Annotated in this window: 15 protein-coding genes; 6 read left to right on the top strand and 9 right to left on the bottom strand. The window is 42.8% G+C overall.

The annotated features are described in order from the left end of the window. Window positions 1-8: 8 nt before the first annotated feature. Together kbl and EIP89_RS00120 are read right to left on the bottom strand one after the other, a co-directional pair. Window positions 9-1,202 (bottom strand): glycine C-acetyltransferase, encoded by a 1,194-nt coding sequence (gene kbl / locus EIP89_RS00115; protein WP_124396621.1) that lies wholly within the window; start codon window positions 1,200-1,202, stop codon window positions 9-11. Between the two features lie 10 nt (window positions 1,203-1,212). Beyond that, window positions 1,213-2,154 (bottom strand): PfkB family carbohydrate kinase, encoded by a 942-nt coding sequence (locus tag EIP89_RS00120; RefSeq protein ID WP_124396622.1) that lies wholly within the window; start codon window positions 2,152-2,154, stop codon window positions 1,213-1,215. Window positions 2,155-2,579: 425 nt separating this feature from the next. Between EIP89_RS00120 and EIP89_RS00125 the strand changes: the two genes are divergently transcribed. Then, a complete protein-coding gene (locus EIP89_RS00125) occupies window positions 2,580-5,846 on the top strand; it encodes a hypothetical protein (protein ID WP_124396623.1) in 3,267 nt (1,088 codons plus the stop codon). A 525-nt stretch (window positions 5,847-6,371) separates the two neighbouring features. On the opposite strand, the gene EIP89_RS00130 is transcribed toward EIP89_RS00125, so the two are convergent. The 3 genes from EIP89_RS00130 to EIP89_RS00140 are packed head-to-tail and all read right to left on the bottom strand — an operon-like array spanning window position 6,372 to window position 8,421. Continuing rightward, window positions 6,372-7,502, bottom strand: coding sequence for a glycosyltransferase (locus EIP89_RS00130; RefSeq protein ID WP_124396624.1), 1,131 nt, complete (start codon window positions 7,500-7,502; stop codon window positions 6,372-6,374). After that, window positions 7,503-7,910, bottom strand: a complete 408-nt coding sequence (locus EIP89_RS00135; RefSeq protein WP_124396625.1) for a hypothetical protein — start codon at window positions 7,908-7,910, stop codon at window positions 7,503-7,505. Then, window positions 7,900-8,421 (bottom strand): gamma carbonic anhydrase family protein, encoded by a 522-nt coding sequence (locus EIP89_RS00140; RefSeq protein WP_124396626.1) that lies wholly within the window; start codon window positions 8,419-8,421, stop codon window positions 7,900-7,902. The genes EIP89_RS00135 and EIP89_RS00140 overlap by 11 nt, the downstream gene beginning before the upstream one ends. Window positions 8,422-8,509: 88 nt before the next feature. Between EIP89_RS00140 and EIP89_RS00145 the strand changes: the two genes are divergently transcribed. From EIP89_RS00145 to lipB, 3 genes are all read left to right on the top strand, one after another. After that, the gene (locus EIP89_RS00145) at window positions 8,510-9,142 is read left to right on the top strand and encodes a NifU family protein (protein ID WP_124396627.1); all 633 of its coding nucleotides are present in this window, start codon (window positions 8,510-8,512) and stop codon (window positions 9,140-9,142) included. A 108-nt stretch (window positions 9,143-9,250) separates the two neighbouring features. Then, window positions 9,251-10,240, top strand: coding sequence for a bifunctional phosphoglucose/phosphomannose isomerase (locus tag EIP89_RS00150; RefSeq protein WP_124396628.1), 990 nt, complete (start codon window positions 9,251-9,253; stop codon window positions 10,238-10,240). Further along, complete coding sequence (gene lipB / locus EIP89_RS00155) at window positions 10,237-10,953, top strand: lipoyl(octanoyl) transferase LipB (protein WP_124396629.1); 717 nt, start codon at window positions 10,237-10,239, stop codon at window positions 10,951-10,953. The genes EIP89_RS00150 and lipB overlap by 4 nt, the downstream gene beginning before the upstream one ends. 6 nt (window positions 10,954-10,959) lie before the next feature. Here the strand turns inward: lipB and EIP89_RS00160 are convergent, their stop codons facing one another. Genes EIP89_RS00160 through EIP89_RS00170 form a run of 3 tightly spaced genes read right to left on the bottom strand, consistent with a single transcriptional unit; the run spans window position 10,960 to window position 12,364 of the window. After that, window positions 10,960-11,532: a HupE/UreJ family protein gene (locus tag EIP89_RS00160; protein WP_124396630.1), complete on the bottom strand. Its 573-nt coding sequence runs from the start codon at window positions 11,530-11,532 to the stop codon at window positions 10,960-10,962. After that, window positions 11,532-11,984, bottom strand: coding sequence for a DUF6702 family protein (locus EIP89_RS00165; protein WP_124396631.1), 453 nt, complete (start codon window positions 11,982-11,984; stop codon window positions 11,532-11,534). Before EIP89_RS00165 ends, EIP89_RS00160 begins: the two co-directional genes overlap by 1 nt. After that, window positions 11,975-12,364: a hypothetical protein gene (locus EIP89_RS00170; protein WP_124396632.1), complete on the bottom strand. Its 390-nt coding sequence runs from the start codon at window positions 12,362-12,364 to the stop codon at window positions 11,975-11,977. The genes EIP89_RS00165 and EIP89_RS00170 overlap by 10 nt, the downstream gene beginning before the upstream one ends. 32 nt (window positions 12,365-12,396) lie before the next feature. On the opposite strand from EIP89_RS00170, the gene EIP89_RS00175 reads away from it, so the two are divergent. Both EIP89_RS00175 and EIP89_RS00180 read left to right on the top strand, forming a co-directional pair. Further along, window positions 12,397-15,306, top strand: coding sequence for a sensor histidine kinase (locus EIP89_RS00175; protein WP_124396633.1), 2,910 nt, complete (start codon window positions 12,397-12,399; stop codon window positions 15,304-15,306). Between the two features lie 9 nt (window positions 15,307-15,315). After that, window positions 15,316-16,086 (top strand): LytR/AlgR family response regulator transcription factor, encoded by a 771-nt coding sequence (locus tag EIP89_RS00180; RefSeq protein ID WP_124396634.1) that lies wholly within the window; start codon window positions 15,316-15,318, stop codon window positions 16,084-16,086. On the opposite strand, the gene EIP89_RS00185 is transcribed toward EIP89_RS00180, so the two are convergent. After that, entirely contained in the window at window positions 16,076-16,342 is a 267-nt protein-coding gene (locus EIP89_RS00185; RefSeq protein ID WP_124396635.1) for a hypothetical protein, read from the bottom strand. The genes EIP89_RS00180 and EIP89_RS00185 overlap by 11 nt on opposite strands. Between the last annotated feature and the right edge of the window lie 9 nt (window positions 16,343-16,351).

Consider the following 16,351-nt stretch of genomic DNA (forward strand, 5'->3'; position numbering starts at 1 on the left):
TTGAGGATTTAAATGACGTTGAGTTTTTTTCCGACTTTGATAAAAGCTTCTACGGCGCGATCGATGTGTTCAATTTCGTGAGCGGCTGATAGTTGCACGCGAATGCGCGCTTGGTCACGGGGCACTACCGGATAGAAGAAGCCGATGACGTAAATGCCTTCTTTTAGCAGTTCGTCGGCCATTACTTGTGAGAGGCGGGCATCGTAAAGCATTACTGGAGTGATAGGATGAATGCCAGGCTTAATATCAAAACCAGCCTCCATCATACGGTTGCGAAAGTAGGCCGCATTGTGCATCACCTTGTCGCGAAGGGCAGTGGTTTCGCTGAGCATATCTATTACGGCAATTGAAGCCCCTACGATGGCCGGCATAAGCGAGTTGCTAAAGAGATAGGGTCGCGATCGCTGGCGCAACATGTCGATGATTTCCTTGCGACCTGAGGTGAAGCCGCCCATTGCCCCACCAAGGGCTTTGCCAAGTGTACCGGTGATGATGTCCACGCGGCCCATGACGTTGTGAAATTCGTGGGTACCTCGGCCAGTGTTGCCAATAAATCCGGTAGCATGACACTCATCAGTCATTACCAGCGCATCGTACTTCTCGGCCAGCTCTACGATGTGATTCATCTGGGCGATGTAGCCATCCATGCTGAATACGCCGTCTGTCACGATGATTTTATTCCGTGCTCCAGCTTCATTGGCTTCCTTGAGCTTGGCCTCCAGGTCGTTCATGTCATTGTTTTTGTATCGATAGCGCTTTGCCTTACACAGGCGCACCCCGTCGATGATGGAGGCGTGGTTCAGCTCGTCGGAGATGATAGCGTCCATTTCGTTAAACAGCGGCTCAAAGACTCCCCCGTTGGCATCGAAGGCGGCAGCGTAGAGGATAGTGTCTTCAGTGCCGAGAAAGGCCGAAATCTTTTCCTCCAGCTCCTTGTGAATATCCTGAGTTCCGCAGATGAAGCGCACACTGGACATACCAAAGCCGTGCGTTTCTAGAGCGCGATGAGCAGCTTCGAGCACTCTGGGATGCGATGACAGCCCCAGATAGTTGTTTGCGCAGAAGTTGAGTACTTTTTGGCCTGTATTGAGAGTGATTTCTGGTCCTTGAGGTGAGGTAATGATGCGCTCGCGTTTGTAAAGGCCGGCTTCTTCAATGCTTTTCAGCTCGTCGGCAAGTCGCTGTTTGAGAGTACCGTACATAGGATTGCATTTAAATGAGTTGTTTCAGAGTCGAAAAATCCATCTCATAGTGAGTCAATGCCCGGAAGAGGCGGTGGCGGTGTGCCAGTTCGTCGAGTGTGAGTTCTTCAAGGCGCTGTGTTCCGAATTTTTCCACACAAAAGGAAGCCATTGCCGAAGCGTGAATGATGGCGCGCTTCATGTTTTCGAAGCTCACATCGTCGGTGCGGGCAAGGTAAGAGATAAATCCGCCAGCAAATGTATCTCCGGCTCCGGTGGGATCGAAGACTTCTTCCAGGGGCAGTGCCGGCGCTATGAAAATGTGCCCTTCGCCGAAGAGCAAAGCACCGTGCTCTCCTTTTTTTATGATCAAGTATTTTGGCCCCATTTGCAGGATTTTAGAAGCTGCTTTTACCAGTGAGTATTCGCCGGAGAGCTGTCGGGCTTCTGAATCGTTAATGGTGAGTACATCCACGTTTTTCAAGTTTTCCATCAGGTCGTCCCAATGGTGCTCCATCCAGTAGTTCATGGTGTCGAGCACGATTAAGCGCGGACGCTCGTTCATCTGTTCCAGCACACGCTGTTGCACGCTGGGCATCAGGTTGCCGAGCATCAGGTATTTGCTGTCTTTGAAATGGTCGGGAAGTACAGGGTCGAAATCGGCCAGCACATTGAGCTGGGTTTCAACCGTATCTCTGGTATTCATATCGAGGTGGTACCGCCCGCTCCAGAAAAAGGTCTTCTGACCTGACTTCACCTGAAGGCCACTAGTATCTACTCCCCGCTCGCGCAGCATCTGAATGGTTTCATCGGGAAAATCATCTCCCACCACCGAAACCAAGCGAATCTCCGGCAACAGATACGAAGCTGCCAGACTTATGTAGGTGGCAGCGCCACCGATGATTTTATCTGTCTTGCCAAACGGGGTCTCCAGAGCATCAAAGGCTACCGTACCCACTACTAATAAACTCATGTAAACGATTTAAATAGACCAAACTGCGGCAAATATAGAGGTATGCTGGTGAATGCGATTATGAAGTACCACAGCTATGTACATCAATTAACAGAATTACGACGGTTAAACATCTTAATAAAACAATCACTTGGATACCTGTGTGCTATATTTAAGGTTTAATCTCCTCGATGGAGCATCTAAATAATGTTTCTAATGTATACCGACCTTCAGTCGGTCCTGTCTGCCTGTTGTTATTGGAAGTTTAAATGTTTCTTGTACTTGAAATAGTTTATTTTAACCAAAAATCACTTTTTCATCCAGCGAAAATGTAGATAATCTTTAAACTCAGAGAGTTTGATAAAAAAGTAAAAACCATTTTTTGATTTTCATCTTCAAGAAAACATAACTCCCGCAATCGCCTGTTTTCAGATATATTTGTTAGTATGAAGAGCGTTATACGTGTGTTGATTGTCAGCCTGCTGATGCATCCCATGTGTTCAGATGCACAGTTTTACTACGGGCTGCTGCAGCAGTACGGGCGCAACCGCGTGCAGTACAATCAGTTTGATTGGGGCTTTTACCGCTTCGACCGAGTGGACATTTATACCTATGCTGATAATGATAATCTGCCCCACGCTGTAGCTACGATGGCACATATGCACCTGCGCGAGCTCGAAGCCGCACTCGACGTAGCCTTTGACGACCGCTTTCAGATCCTACTCTTCAATACCTTAGGCGATAAAAAGCAATCTAACAACAACCTCGATATCAACCAGCCCGACAACGACACCCGCCTTACCCGCTATAATGATCGCACTTCCATCCTGCTCTACTTCGACGGCAATCTGCAAAACCTCGAACGCGACCTGAGAGCCGGCATTGCCGATGTGCTCATCCGATATCAAATCTACGGAGACCTTTCGGCGGGTGGACTCGACCTTTACCGTGCGCAGTTTCCCGATTGGTTCCTGCAAGGTTTAGTGTCCTGGTTTGCCTATGGCGACGACCCACAGTACACTTGGGAGATTCTACAGCTCCACTCAGAACGAGCTTTCCGGCGTATCAATTCGCTCGAACCTGAAATGGCGAGGCTTGCAGGTCATGGCATTTGGTCGTATATCGTACTCACATATGGAAAGAATGTGATTAAAAACATACTATTCACCAGCATTGTACACAAAAACCTAGACTTCGGCATCGAATATGTCCTCGGCATCTCAACCAAAGAACTCATTCGTCGCTGGAACGAATACAGCTCCCAACTCTACAAAGAGCTTGGGGAACTCCAGCGTTCGAGCTCCGATATGCCTTTGATCAGATTTCGAAAAGGTGAAGTCATCACAGGCATCTCTTTTGGCCATCAGCAGCAAAAGTTGGCCATAGCCACCAGCCGAAACGGAAAAAAGCGCGTTTATCTTGTTGACATTGAACGTGGAAAGAAAAAGCGTATCTTCCGCTCCGGCTCTCTCTCTTACAAAGCACAGGATCTCCAGGTGCCCCTCATTGCCTGGAATCCCGTCCTTCCTATCCTGTTGCTCATCGACGAAAAAGCCGGTTTTATCCAACTGCACTTTTACGATTTCGACGAAAAAAAATGGACCGTAAAACCCCTCTATGGAGTCAATAAGGTCTATTCTGCCACTTACAGTCCCGATGGAGAGAAGCTGCTCCTCAGCGCCATGAAAGAGGGTAAAAGCGACGTAATCGAATACACCATTCGCAATACGAATTTGAAAAAAATAACCTCCGACATTCATGCCGACCTCTGGCCAGCGTACATTTCCGATAGCCGATGGATTGCCGTAGCCACCACCCGCCGAACCAACGACCTGGACAACAAACTCAAATGGACTCCCACCCGTAACCCCTTGAACATCCAATACATCGACCTTCAGCAAAAAGACCGACCTGAACTAATCCTTCAGTCAACAGGCCAACACATTCGGCCTCTGAAAGCCGGAGATGGCCGCATGCTCTTTGCCGAGCACACTTCCGACCTTTACACCCACCTCTATCGCGCAGTACTCGACAGCACCATCAGCCATGTGGACACCGCTATACACTACCGCTACTTCTTTCGCAATCAGCGCATCGCTACCCTCGCCGGAATTGTTCAAACCTACACCCTTGGTGCCGATACAGGAGACTTTTATTACATACTCCGGCGAAAAAACAGGGCCTACATCCTTCGACGTTCACTAGCTGAACACCCACCCACTCCTCTGCCCAAAAAACCATCTACCAGTCCAGAAAACAAAGAACCAGAACGCACCTATCAATTCATTGACGCACCTCAAGGCCGGCATCCCGACAACGAAATCAACATCAACGATTACCAATTTGACTCCCGTTTGCTCGAGCGTTACCGATATGCCCCACGCCCTTCGGCGCAACAGCCGCCCGCTCAGGCACTTCCTAATGTGCCCTCTATCCTCGGCCGAATGCATGCTACTCGCTCCATCCCTGAGCTAGAAGAAGTTAAACTCCCACCCCGACGCCCATACTTGGTCAGCTTCTACCGCGAAAATGTCACCTTCAGCCTCGACAATGCCTTTCTCGTGCCCCAGTATCAGCCCTTCACCGGAAGGCCGCAGCCTTTCCTGCTCAATCCGCAATTCAACGGCATGTTTAAGGTCGGAATGGCTGATGTACTTCGCGATTACCGATTGCTTGCCGGCATCCGCACCGAGCTCAATCCCTTGGCAGGCCGCTCTCTGGCCCCCAATCACGAAATCGTCCTCTGGCTGGCCAATCACAAGAAGCGCTGGAAGCACGAATACACCTTCTACCGACGCAGTGCTATACAGACTGGCGGTCAACCCTTGTGGGTGCGCTTTCTCACCCACGAAGCCCAGTATAAAGCCATTTTTCCACTCGACGAGGTTCGCTCACTGCATCTTCATCCCTCCTACCGGCTAGATTCCCGCATCACCCTTGCACGCGATGCCGTGTCGCTCCAGCAGCCCACACTCTATCAGCACTTCGGCATACTGCGCGCCAGCTACGTGCACGACGAGGCTCTATCAACAGGTGTTAACCTTTGGCGTGGTTTCCGCTGGAAGGTCTTTACCGAGTACTACCGCGACCTCTTCCATCCCCGCTCAGGCATGCACACTGCCGGCATCGATGCCCGCCACTACCTGCCGGTTTGGCGTTCGTCTATTTGGGCCAACAGGTTTGCCGTCGGCACATCCTTCGGCCCAGAGCGACTGATTCATTTCCTTGGCGGGGTTGACAATACCTTCGTACCCCGCTTCGACGAAGGCACACCCATCGCCCAGTCGCAGAACTACATCTTCCAAACCCTCGTCACCAACATGCGCGGTTTCTTCCAAAACGCCCGCAATGGCAACAGCTTCGCTCTCCTCAACTCCGAGTTGCGCCTGCCCATCTTCCGCATGCTCCTCAACCGCCCCATACGAAACTCCTTCGTCAGCAGCATGCAGATCGTTCTCTTCAGCGATGTAGGCACCGCCTGGAATGGCCTCTCACCCCTCAGCCCCGAAAACGCCATCAACCAAAAAATCATCGACAAGGGCAACCTCCGCATCATCATCGATAGTCGCAAGGATCCCCTCATCGGTAGTTTTGGCGCGGGCCTTCGCATGCTGCTCTTTGGCCACATGGTGCGCATCGACTGGGCACGCGGCATCGAAGATTATCGCATTCTCCCCCGCCATTTCCACTTCTCGCTCGGCTTTGATTTTTGATGCCTTCTTTTTCTATTTTTTGTTTTGGGCGTGCCCCCGGCGAAAGCACTCTTAGCGCTTTCGCCGGGGGCGGGATTATCCAGACAAATCAGCTTTTGCTGATGGCGTCTGTGACTATCTGCTTCTATCCCTCACGCGGAAGCGGCCTTCAGCCGCTTTTTAATATTTCAACTAAAAAATCCTTTTTCCACACCCACCTACGAGTTCTACTGGAGACACTATCCCCCCTCTTTGTTGCCGAAGGCAACAGGGCGGGGCTAGGGATGAATAGAACAAATAAGCAGAGGGGTGGTAACTCTTTTGGGTTAAAAGGAAAGGGTTAAGGCAAAAGGGATTTGAACACCAACTTCAACTAAAATCAAAACTTTTTTTGCGTTCTTTTGAGCGTTCTGCGGGAAAACAACTCCCCTCTTTAATTCCAATGGATTTAGAGAGGGGGAAGGAGGGTGAGTAAAAAATTCGAATGCACTTGTCTGTAATTATTCAAAGAATGGAAATAAAAACAATAAACAGCGATTTAGTAAATTATATTTTTTTTAATAATTCCCTCTTAATTACCTCCAATCGCATCGTCCATGTATTTTCCATGGCTTCTAAAAGAGGAGCTTTTTGCTCATAATTTTTTTCTAACAACTCATAAATAGCCTCCACAAAACCTTTAACTCCCTCAGCTACCAACACATGTCCCGAAACCTTATCCACCAGATCTGTTAAAGGGGTCGTCACTACCGGCTTATTACAAGCCAGATATTCATAGTATTTCGTGGGAAATACGCCGGATGTGCGCTGGTTGATCAAATAGGGAATTAATCCTACATCAATGCTGTTCAATGCTTTATTCAGCTCAAAATAGCCCAAACGGCCTGTGAAATACACATTTGGATATTTCTTAAGACCACTTAGTCCTCCTCGGCTAAAATCGCCGATCAAAACAAACAGCACATCAGAGCATTTCTTTATTACACCTTCCATCAGGGCTACATCAACTACAAGGTCGGTACCCATGTAACCCACTACCCCTCTGTATCTGGCAGCCTGCAGGGCAATATACTCAAGTCCATCCGCCGGATAAAATCTTCCGACATCTACCCCTTGAGGCAAGTACACAATATCTGGCCTTATATCGGCATAGTCTTCTATCGTAGTTCGGCTGTCAGCAGTTATTAAATCCGCAGTTTCTACTGCTTTGCATTCAATTGCTTTAGCTTTGCTCGACAACTGTTCAGATACCTGACGACGTGCAAACAAGTCCAACCATCGAAAACCTCCTTTTCGAAAATAGTGCAACATAAACGCATTGCAATATCCTGCATACACTACCGATCCTTCGGCTGGGGCAGCTTTTTTTGACAGAATTTTGTAATTCAGCCTGTCTATCGCCTGTATATAATGAAAAGGAACGAATATGTGATTTACGAATTCAAAATTCTTTCCAACGGGATTTGTTAAAATTGAAGGAGCTGATTTTCTTTTATTCGACGAGTATTCTTGAATTTTTTCCAACAATTCTTTAATGCCATAGTTGATTAAACCATAGGGCTGATGCACGTAAGTTTTTTCAAACCACTCTGAAGTTCGAAAGATTAACTCGTGCTGTCGCTCCCAATTGTGGCTCCAGTGAACTGTTGGAAAAGCAACAAAATTTTTGATTTTCAATTAGTTCTTTTTCTTTTTTCGATGAAATACAAACACCTTCATCGGAAATCCATTTACATCCTGCGAAAATGCCGTTTGTAGCTTCCAGCCTAAATCCGATGCTTTTTCAAGCACTTCAGCTGATGAGGGAATTACCGGGGATCGCAAAATGGCGGCTTCTCTCAGATTTTCAGGAGTGGCATACACTTCCACGATTAACCCCATGTTGCGCATGTCTTGCAATTTGCGATCTACCTCGGTCGTCATCGGACGGAGTTGTCCGGCTGACTGAAGTACATCCGACTGCGCCGGTTCATAAACCGAAACGATAAGATATTCGAGCTTAAGCGACTTGTGCTGAGCATGAGTTTTATGTCCAGCAATCAAAAAGACTACAAATGCAATAAAACTAAAAACTTTATTTTTCATTTTTAAACCATGAACTGTACATAACGTAATTGTTTGCTATTCGCATTACCTCGCCTTCGAAAAGATCCTGATCCAGCTCTTTGACTTTTCGTGCAGGTACACCGGCAAATATACTTCCGGAAGGCACGCGTGTGCCTTCGAGTACTACAGCCCCTGCGGCTATTATGCAATTGCTTTCAATCACACATCCATCCATTACTATAGCGCCCATGCCTATGAGCACATTGTCGTGTATTGTACATCCGTGTACAATGGCATTGTGACCTATAGAAACGTTGTTGCCTATGTTGGTTGGAGCTCTTTGATATGTACAGTGTATAGTAGCGTTATCTTGTACATTCACCTTGTTGCCCATTCGTATGTAGTGCACATCGCCCCGCACCACAGCATTAAACCATATACTGCAATCATCGCCCATCACCACATCGCCTACCACCACTGCCGTATCGGCCAAAAAGCAATTTTGCCCAAAAACCGGAGCTTTTCCACGTATTACTTTTATTATAGCCATAACGATTTACAAAAATCTGAACACAAAGGTAACAGGATGGTTTGTTGAGAGAGAGGTAAAAGTACTTTTGTGATTGAATACTGCACTTATGGAAACAAAAAAAATACCCATTAGCATATATGCCGAATCCACTCCCAACCCTTCTGTCATGAAGTTTGTGGCCAATAGAATGTTGGTAGAAGAAGGCGCATATGAATTTAAAAACATCGAAGAAGCGCGCATATCACCCTTGGCTACTAAGTTGTTTCACTTTCCTTTTGTAAAAGAAGTGTTTATTACGGCTAATTTTATAGCTATAGCCAAATACAACATCACCGAGTGGAACGATGTGGCATTAGAAGTGCGCGAGTTCATTTCATCATATCTGCAAGAAGGCAATCCCATAGTAACAGCGCCGGCACCAGCTGCTGCTGTCGAAGACGAAACTTGCAGTACACAACCCGAAACCACTTTTGACATTCAGCTTCCTAATCCTGATAAATTAGGAGAGATAGAGCGAAGAATCGTAGAAATACTCGATGAATACGTAAAACCTGCCGTCGAACAAGACGGAGGCAACATCGCCTTCGTAGGTTACGATGAAGGCGTTGTAAAAGTGCTTTTGCGCGGTGCCTGCTCGGGTTGCCCATCCTCTACCCTCACACTTAAGAACGGAATACTTACCTTGCTCCAGCGCATGCTGCCCACTCTGGTCAAAGACGTTGAGGCCATAAATGGGTAAAGGAAGAACCTTAAAATAAGTTGATTTATTCTAGAATTTTTTGCATCAAAACGTTGGATATATCGACGTAATCTAATTTAGCCGCCAACGAAAACAATTCTTTTACCCATGATGCTCTCTCTTATCGAAAATTTTCCAGGGCACATTGTCGATGCACTTACTACAGCAAAAAACAGCTCATTTAAAAAACCTCAAAACGAAATCCGAAACGTAATCATAACAGGATTGGGAGGTAGTGGCATAGGCGCATCTATGGTGCAAGACCTCTTAGCAGCACATACCGAAGTGCCTATCGTAGTAAACAAAGACTACCACCTGCCGGCCTTTGCCGGTGAAAATACTCTTGTAATTGCCTGCAGCTACAGTGGCGATACCGAAGAAACCATCAGTGCCTTACAGCAGGCAGAAGATTGCAGTTGCGAAATAGCCATTATTACCTCAGGTGGACAGCTGCTCGAAAGAGCTCAAAAAAAGGGCTACAACCACTTAGTGATGCCTGCCGGCAACCCACCGCGCTCTATGTTGGGCTACAGCTTAGTCTTTCAGCTCTACATGCTGGCCAATTATGGCATTTCGCGCCTTGCACTTGGCAACGATATTTTGCTCACCTCTGATTACTTGCGTGAGAATCGTGAAAAAATTCAAACCGACGCTCGATATGTAGCCGTGCGCTTGCACAGAAAAGTCTTTGCCATCTACGCATGTAGCGGCTTTGGTAGTCTGGCTGAGCGTTTCCGTCAGCAATTGAATGAAAATGCCAAAATGCCCGGCTGGAATGGAACCATCCCCGAAATGAACCACAACGAACTAGTCGGCTGGCAAGGCGGTGATGCCAATCTCGCAGCTGTATTTATCCATACTCCATTTGACGACAAGAGAAATCAACGCCGGGCCGAAATCAGCGCGCAAATCATCTCCGACAGCACGCCAACCGTACTACACATTCAAGCCGTTGGTGAAACACCCTTGCGCGCCATGCTGTACCTAATCCATCTAACAGACTGGATTTCCTTCTACCTCAGCGAATTAAATGGCGTGGACATCTTGGATATTGAAGTGATTAATCATCTTAAAAAAGAATTAGCCAACTACCGTTGAATGAGCTTTCAAACCATCCTCGTACTGTAAAACTGCTCCGATGGGGCTATCGCGACTACGCTCCCTCCTGGGATGAGCAAGAGATGCTCTTTAAGCGCGTAGAAGAGGGCAAATTGCTTAGAAGAAATGGCCAAACTGATCAGTATCCTCTCAATTATCTCATTACCGTAGAGCATCCGCCTGTTTATACCTTGGGCAAGAGCGCTAATGCAGCCAATCTCATTTACCCAGATCAGTTTTACCTCGAAAGAGGAGCTCAGCTTTTTAAAATCAATCGAGGTGGAGACGTTACCTTTCATGGCCCTGGCCAACTGGTGGTTTATCCCATTTTCGATCTCGACCAGTTTTTTACAGATATACACAAATATTTGAGGTTTTTAGAGGAAGCCGTTATTCGCACTTTGGCAGAGTATGGTATCATGGCTGATCGCTCACCCGGCGAAACCGGTGTTTGGATCGATCCCAAAGGGCTACAACCTCGAAAGATTTGCGCAATGGGAGTACGAGCAGCCCGATGGATTACCATGCACGGCCTCGCCCTCAATGTAAATACTGACTTGAGGTGGTTTGATTACATCATTCCTTGTGGCATTCGCAATAAAGCAGTAACATCGATCAAAGAAGAACTCAATCGAGAAATTTCCTTGAACGAAGTCGAAGAAAAACTATTACGCCACTTTCAAGAGCTGTTTGATTTTCACTGGCAAGGATAAAATCCATCACAACGGACTGTTCTGTATGGCCATCCACAGCGAAAGGGTAAATCCGCCCCCGGACACAAAGATGAGCCAATCTCTGTGCTTGTAGTTGAGCAAATTTTGTATCAAAAGCGATACACCTAAAATAATAAAAACCACCACCAGTTGTCCCCACTCTATTCCCAAGTTAAAAGGCAAAAGCGCCGACCAAAAATTGCCTGCAGAATTTGTAAGCATTGAGTAGTAATTTGAAAAACCAAATCCATGAATTAATCCAAAAATCAAGGCAATCCACTTGGTGAATTTTCCCCCCTTTTTGTCGAGCGAGATAAGATTATTAATTGACGAGAGTAAAATTGTAATAGGAATTAAAAATTCTATCCAATTTTTTGAAGGCACAAAAAGATTTAAAGCCGAAACAATTAAAGTGATGGAGTGGCCGATAGTAAAAAGCGTAATCGTTATCAAAATGTCGAGCCATTCTTTGGGTTGAAAGCGCACAATGAGCACCAACAAAAACAAGATGTGATCAATGGCTGCCAGATCTGTTATATGCGCATATCCAAGCCAGAAATATGTAGAAAACGCTTCCATCAGGGCAACGTATATTCAGTAGTTCTTGCGTCTAAAACAGTAGTTTTTATCTTATCGTTTCGATATATGTGCACTATATTTTTTTGTGCCGAAAATTCATCTATGAAAATAATGTTTTTTACTTTTAAATGGTTTACCGAACTGCTTGATGTTGTGCCAACGATCAGTACTGCGTCTCCTTTGTCTATTATATCCTTAAAAAGTATTTTAAGGGTCTTTTGGTCATCGTATAGCTGAAAATGTTTTTCAAAATAAACATATACTTTTTGTGGATTTTTTTCTAAATTTTCAAAATCATCGTTCAGAACTTTTTCAAGATCGTCTTTAAAGACTCGAATTTCAATTTGAAGGCCACTTTCTGTAAATCTAATCGTTGAAACGCTCAAATAGTACTCGTGGAAAATAGCACTAAATGCTGTGCAGAGGCTCAGCAGTAAAATCTTTATGGGCATCTGACCGAAGCAGTTTTAGCAGTATCTATATAAAGTACCGTGGCTTCATTTTCACAATTTCGGATTACCATATGCACAGTAGCCGAAGTGCTTCTCGTGCTCAGTACGTATTCAGGGCATTCCATTCCGCGTATTTTACTCTCTGAAAAGTAAACTTTAGATACCGACAGTAAACTGTCAATGGATTCCTTTTTAATTCCAATCTGTGAGAGCTGGCATTCGGAAAATTCTGTAAAAGATACTTCTTTCTTCTTTAGATTGTCGATGACTCTGCCTTCAGGAAAGTAGTTACAAGCAATATTTCGGCCTCCAAATAAAAATCTGACTAGAAAAATTCCGAGTACCACACCAAATAGATACAAAATGATTTTCTTTGCCATGATGGGGCAAAAGTAGAGAAATCAGCTAACAGATGAGAAGTAAATTTCCATACCTGGTTGCACTCATATTAAGTCTTCTCGCCGTATTCTCAGCAAATGAGCTTATTGGCCAAGACCTTTTGGTGAATGAAATCAATGTTTTTGAAGGGATCTCTAATGTACCCATTTATACCATACAAACCGATGAAAAAGGATTTATTTATCTCTCTACCGAAAAAGGCATAATTCGGTATAATGGAATTACATTTACAAAATTCGATCTTGAAGGGGCTAATAATGAATCTTTTAATTACGTTTATAAGCTCAGCGATGGAAGGATTTTAGCTATCAACTTTTACGAAGGCATCTTTGAACTTAAAAACGACAAATTTGAAAAGAAAAACATTTTCGGAATTAAAGACTACAAATACACTTTTTTCTCTGTAACTGAGCTAAATAAAAAAATCTATTTGCTTACTGATATTGCTCTTTTTGTGCTTGATAAAGAATTTCAAATAATTAAAATATTAGACAATGAAAACAAAGAATTCAACATAAAGTACTTCTCACATATGGAAAAATTTGGGGACACTATTTATGTGTTTCCAAAAGGAAAAAACTTATTAAAAATCGATAAATTTGGAAATTTTTACAAAGATTCTTTACCTTTTGATTGTCGGTGGACTGCCAATGTAATGCGCGATCAATTGTTCTTCACATGCAGAGATTTCCCCTCTGCTATTTATAAAAGAAAAAATGGAGTAAATCAAAAAATTTATGACGTTATATTTAAAGAGGAAATAACAACATATAAAATTAAAAACATCAACGATGAATTTTATTTCTGTACATCAAAGGGATTAGCAAAAATAAATAAAAAAACAAACAAATTAGAATGGATTATTAGAAACAAACGCACTAATGACTTAACCATAGATTACGAAGGAAATTACTGGGCAATTACACTTGATGGGGAACTTTTGAATTGGAATGATTTCAACATTCGAAAAATACAAACAAAACTCGAGGAAAACATAACTAATTCAATAAAAATAGATTCCACCAGAATTGTGATAGCTACAAGTTTAAATAATTTTTATTTGTTTGATCTTAAAACGAAATCCCTAAAACACATCGGACAGTTTGGCAAAGATGGTGTAAAATTTTTGTATTACGATAAAGCATTAAATAAGCTTTATTTTCAGTTTGGTAGTATTGATTTAGCCACTGGAAAATATGACAATTTTTATTCAGGAAATTACATCGCCAAAGGACCAGATGGCGATATGATTTTTTGTATTTCCAATAAAATTTATGTCTTTTCATCCTCACAAAAAGATAGCACATACAAATATCAACCTGATATGGGCGGGTACTTAAAACAAATCTATGAATCCCGTTCATACAAATCTGTCTTTATAGATTCAGCTGCTTACATTCTCCTTTTTAATGGAATAATTAAATATTACAATGGAAATATAACATTTGTGAAGGACCTGTTAACCGGTAAAAGTATAATCGGTTACGATATGGTGATTGATTCAGAAAAAAATTTATGGGTTGCCAATTTAGATAAAGGTATTGAAGTGTATCGATATGAGTTTTTGAAGAAAACGTTCGATATGCAAAATTACTTTACAAAGGGGAGCTCAATCTTGAGATTAAAATACAACAAGCCCTACATACTTGTCTTGTATCAAGAGGGTTTAGTCATGATTCATGAAAAGACGCATGAAATTATTGATGTAAATAGCATTTTAGGTAAGTTTAGCAAAGTGATGAATGATGCTCTCTACACAAACGATACACTTTATATTTTCACAAAAGATGAAATCATTTATTGCACCTTGATAAATAACAAAAATGCACGAGCAAAAATATTTATCAATGGTATAACTGACGTAAATTCAAACTTTTATCCCTTTGAAAATAATAGGGAAACAAAATTAAGCAGTAAAACCATCTTCTTAAATTACGATTTTTTATGCTACAGCAATCAGGGTGGAATAAAAATAGCTTATAGAATAAAAAATTTAGATACTTCATGGAACTTTATAAGTGCCGATGTAAACAAAATCTTTTTTCCTTATTTAATACCAGGTAAACACACCATACAATTGGCTGCTGTAAATAGTACTGGAAAAATTATATCGGATGTACAAGTCGTAACTGTCATTGCACCTCAATCTTTCTTTTTAACTCCATTGTTTTTTATAATTGTCATTGTTGTTTTAATCGGATTATTAGTTATAGCATACTATTTAAACGATGCAAAGACGAAGAAAAAAGAGCTTCTGAACAATCAACTTCGGATGTCAAAACTTACAGCACTTCGTTCGCGAATGAATCCTCACTTTGTATATAATATATTGAATTCAATACAAAGTCTAATTTACATAGGCGATAAGAAAACAGCCAGCTCTAGCTTATCAAAATTTTCCGAATTGATGAGGCTGGTATTAGATCTTTCGGATAAGGAAAACATTTCACTAGTAGATGAAGTGCATGTCATTGAATTATATCTTGAATTGGAAAAATTGCGATTTGGAGATGAATTTAAATTCACCATTGATTTTGATAATGAATTGAAGTATTTAAACCCTGAAATCCCTGGATTTTTCATACAACCTTTTGTAGAAAATGCTATCAAACACGGTCTACTACACAAAAATGGAGAAAAGAGATTGCTGTTAAAAATAGAAAAGGGTACTAATAATGACATACGCATAATAGTGGACGACAATGGCATTGGTCGGAAAAAATCTGCAGAAATTAACGCCCGACGCAACGTAAAAAAATCGTCTTTTGCAGTAGAAGCGATTATCAATCGTATAAATTTGATAAATTCGCAACTGAAACGGAAAATTGTGTTACAAATTTTTGACAAAGTGGACTTGAACAATGAACCTTCAGGAACCACTGTGATAATTAGCATACCCGTTGAATTAGAACTGGATACATAAACATTGATTATGGAAGAACAAAAAATCACCGCACTCATTGTTGACGACGAATTACATGCGCGTAGAGGTTTGCAGAGTTTGCTTGCCGAGCATTTTCCTGAAATCACCGTCTTAGGAGAGGCTAAGGATTTGCCTGAAGCTGTTAAACTAATCAATGAACTACACCCCACGGTGATTTTTCTCGATGTGGAGATGCCTGGCTACAGCGGTACTCAGATATTTGATTTCTTTCCAAGCACAGATGTTGACTTTAAAATCATTTTTGTAACTGCTTACAGCGAATATGCTGTTACAGCATTCGAATTAAGTGCGGTTGATTACATTCTAAAACCAATTACGCTCGAAGCGCTAAATAGAGCAATTACAAAACTGAAAGCTGCGCTTCAAGCTGATAAAAGCCTAGAAAAAGAGCGATTACAAGCATTGATTGCCAATATTCAGAACCCAGAAGATGCAAGACTCGTTCTGCCCTCAAACGATGGGCAAGTTGTAATAAAGCTCAATGATATTGTGTTTCTGAAAGCTGATAGCTCCTACACGGAAATTTACCTGGCTGATGGGTCTAAACTATTTTTGAGTAGAAAGCTGCTTGAGTTTGAAAAACTACAAAACTATGGCCCCTTTATGCGTACTCACAGATCATACATCGTTAATCTGAACCGCATTAAGAAAATTCTTAAACAAGATGGTGGCTTATTGATGGACAATGGGAGGGAAGTAGCCTTAGCTGCAGATAAGAAAAATCTATTGTACGAAAAGCTTAACGCTCTTAGATTATAATTTTAATGTCTTCGCCAAAGAGCTTTTTCAAAAATTCTGAAATTATACCTTTCATCGCCCCATAAAGGTCGTCAATAGGGCTGTCGTATCCCGGAATGATGTCGATAGCGTAATACCTTTTAAGCTCTAACAGCATAAAGAGGAAGAAAAACAAGAAGGCAAAAACATAAATGATTTCCAATACGATTTTCGTGTCTTCTAAAAGAAGCCAAAGCTTGTTTTTGAGTTTGTTTTTTTGAGTAGAGTTTTCCGTCATTTTAGTTTA

The sequence above is a fragment of the Thermaurantimonas aggregans genome, assembly GCF_003851885.1.
GTDB classification, from domain to species: Bacteria; Bacteroidota; Bacteroidia; order Flavobacteriales; family Schleiferiaceae; genus Thermaurantimonas; species Thermaurantimonas aggregans.

Excerpts from the sequence above, each read along its gene's own strand:
- EIP89_RS00135 (WP_124396625.1), bottom strand. The coding sequence starts at position 7,910 with ATGAAAAATAAAGTTTTTAGTTTTATTGCATTTGTAGTCTTTTTGATT.
- EIP89_RS00125 (WP_124396623.1), top strand. The coding sequence starts at position 2,580 with ATGAAGAGCGTTATACGTGTGTTGATTGTCAGCCTGCTGATGCATCCC.
- EIP89_RS00170 (WP_124396632.1), bottom strand. The coding sequence starts at position 12,364 with ATGGCAAAGAAAATCATTTTGTATCTATTTGGTGTGGTACTCGGAATT.
- EIP89_RS00175 (WP_124396633.1), top strand. The coding sequence starts at position 12,397 with ATGAGAAGTAAATTTCCATACCTGGTTGCACTCATATTAAGTCTTCTC.
- EIP89_RS00160 (WP_124396630.1), bottom strand. The coding sequence starts at position 11,532 with ATGGAAGCGTTTTCTACATATTTCTGGCTTGGATATGCGCATATAACA.
- EIP89_RS00165 (WP_124396631.1), bottom strand. The coding sequence starts at position 11,984 with ATGCCCATAAAGATTTTACTGCTGAGCCTCTGCACAGCATTTAGTGCT.
- EIP89_RS00180 (WP_124396634.1), top strand. The coding sequence starts at position 15,316 with ATGGAAGAACAAAAAATCACCGCACTCATTGTTGACGACGAATTACAT.
- EIP89_RS00140 (WP_124396626.1), bottom strand. The coding sequence starts at position 8,421 with ATGGCTATAATAAAAGTAATACGTGGAAAAGCTCCGGTTTTTGGGCAA.
- EIP89_RS00145 (WP_124396627.1), top strand. The coding sequence starts at position 8,510 with ATGGAAACAAAAAAAATACCCATTAGCATATATGCCGAATCCACTCCC.
- kbl (WP_124396621.1), bottom strand. The coding sequence starts at position 1,202 with ATGTACGGTACTCTCAAACAGCGACTTGCCGACGAGCTGAAAAGCATT.
- EIP89_RS00120 (WP_124396622.1), bottom strand. The coding sequence starts at position 2,154 with ATGAGTTTATTAGTAGTGGGTACGGTAGCCTTTGATGCTCTGGAGACC.
- EIP89_RS00150 (WP_124396628.1), top strand. The coding sequence starts at position 9,251 with ATGATGCTCTCTCTTATCGAAAATTTTCCAGGGCACATTGTCGATGCA.
- EIP89_RS00185 (WP_124396635.1), bottom strand. The coding sequence starts at position 16,342 with ATGACGGAAAACTCTACTCAAAAAAACAAACTCAAAAACAAGCTTTGG.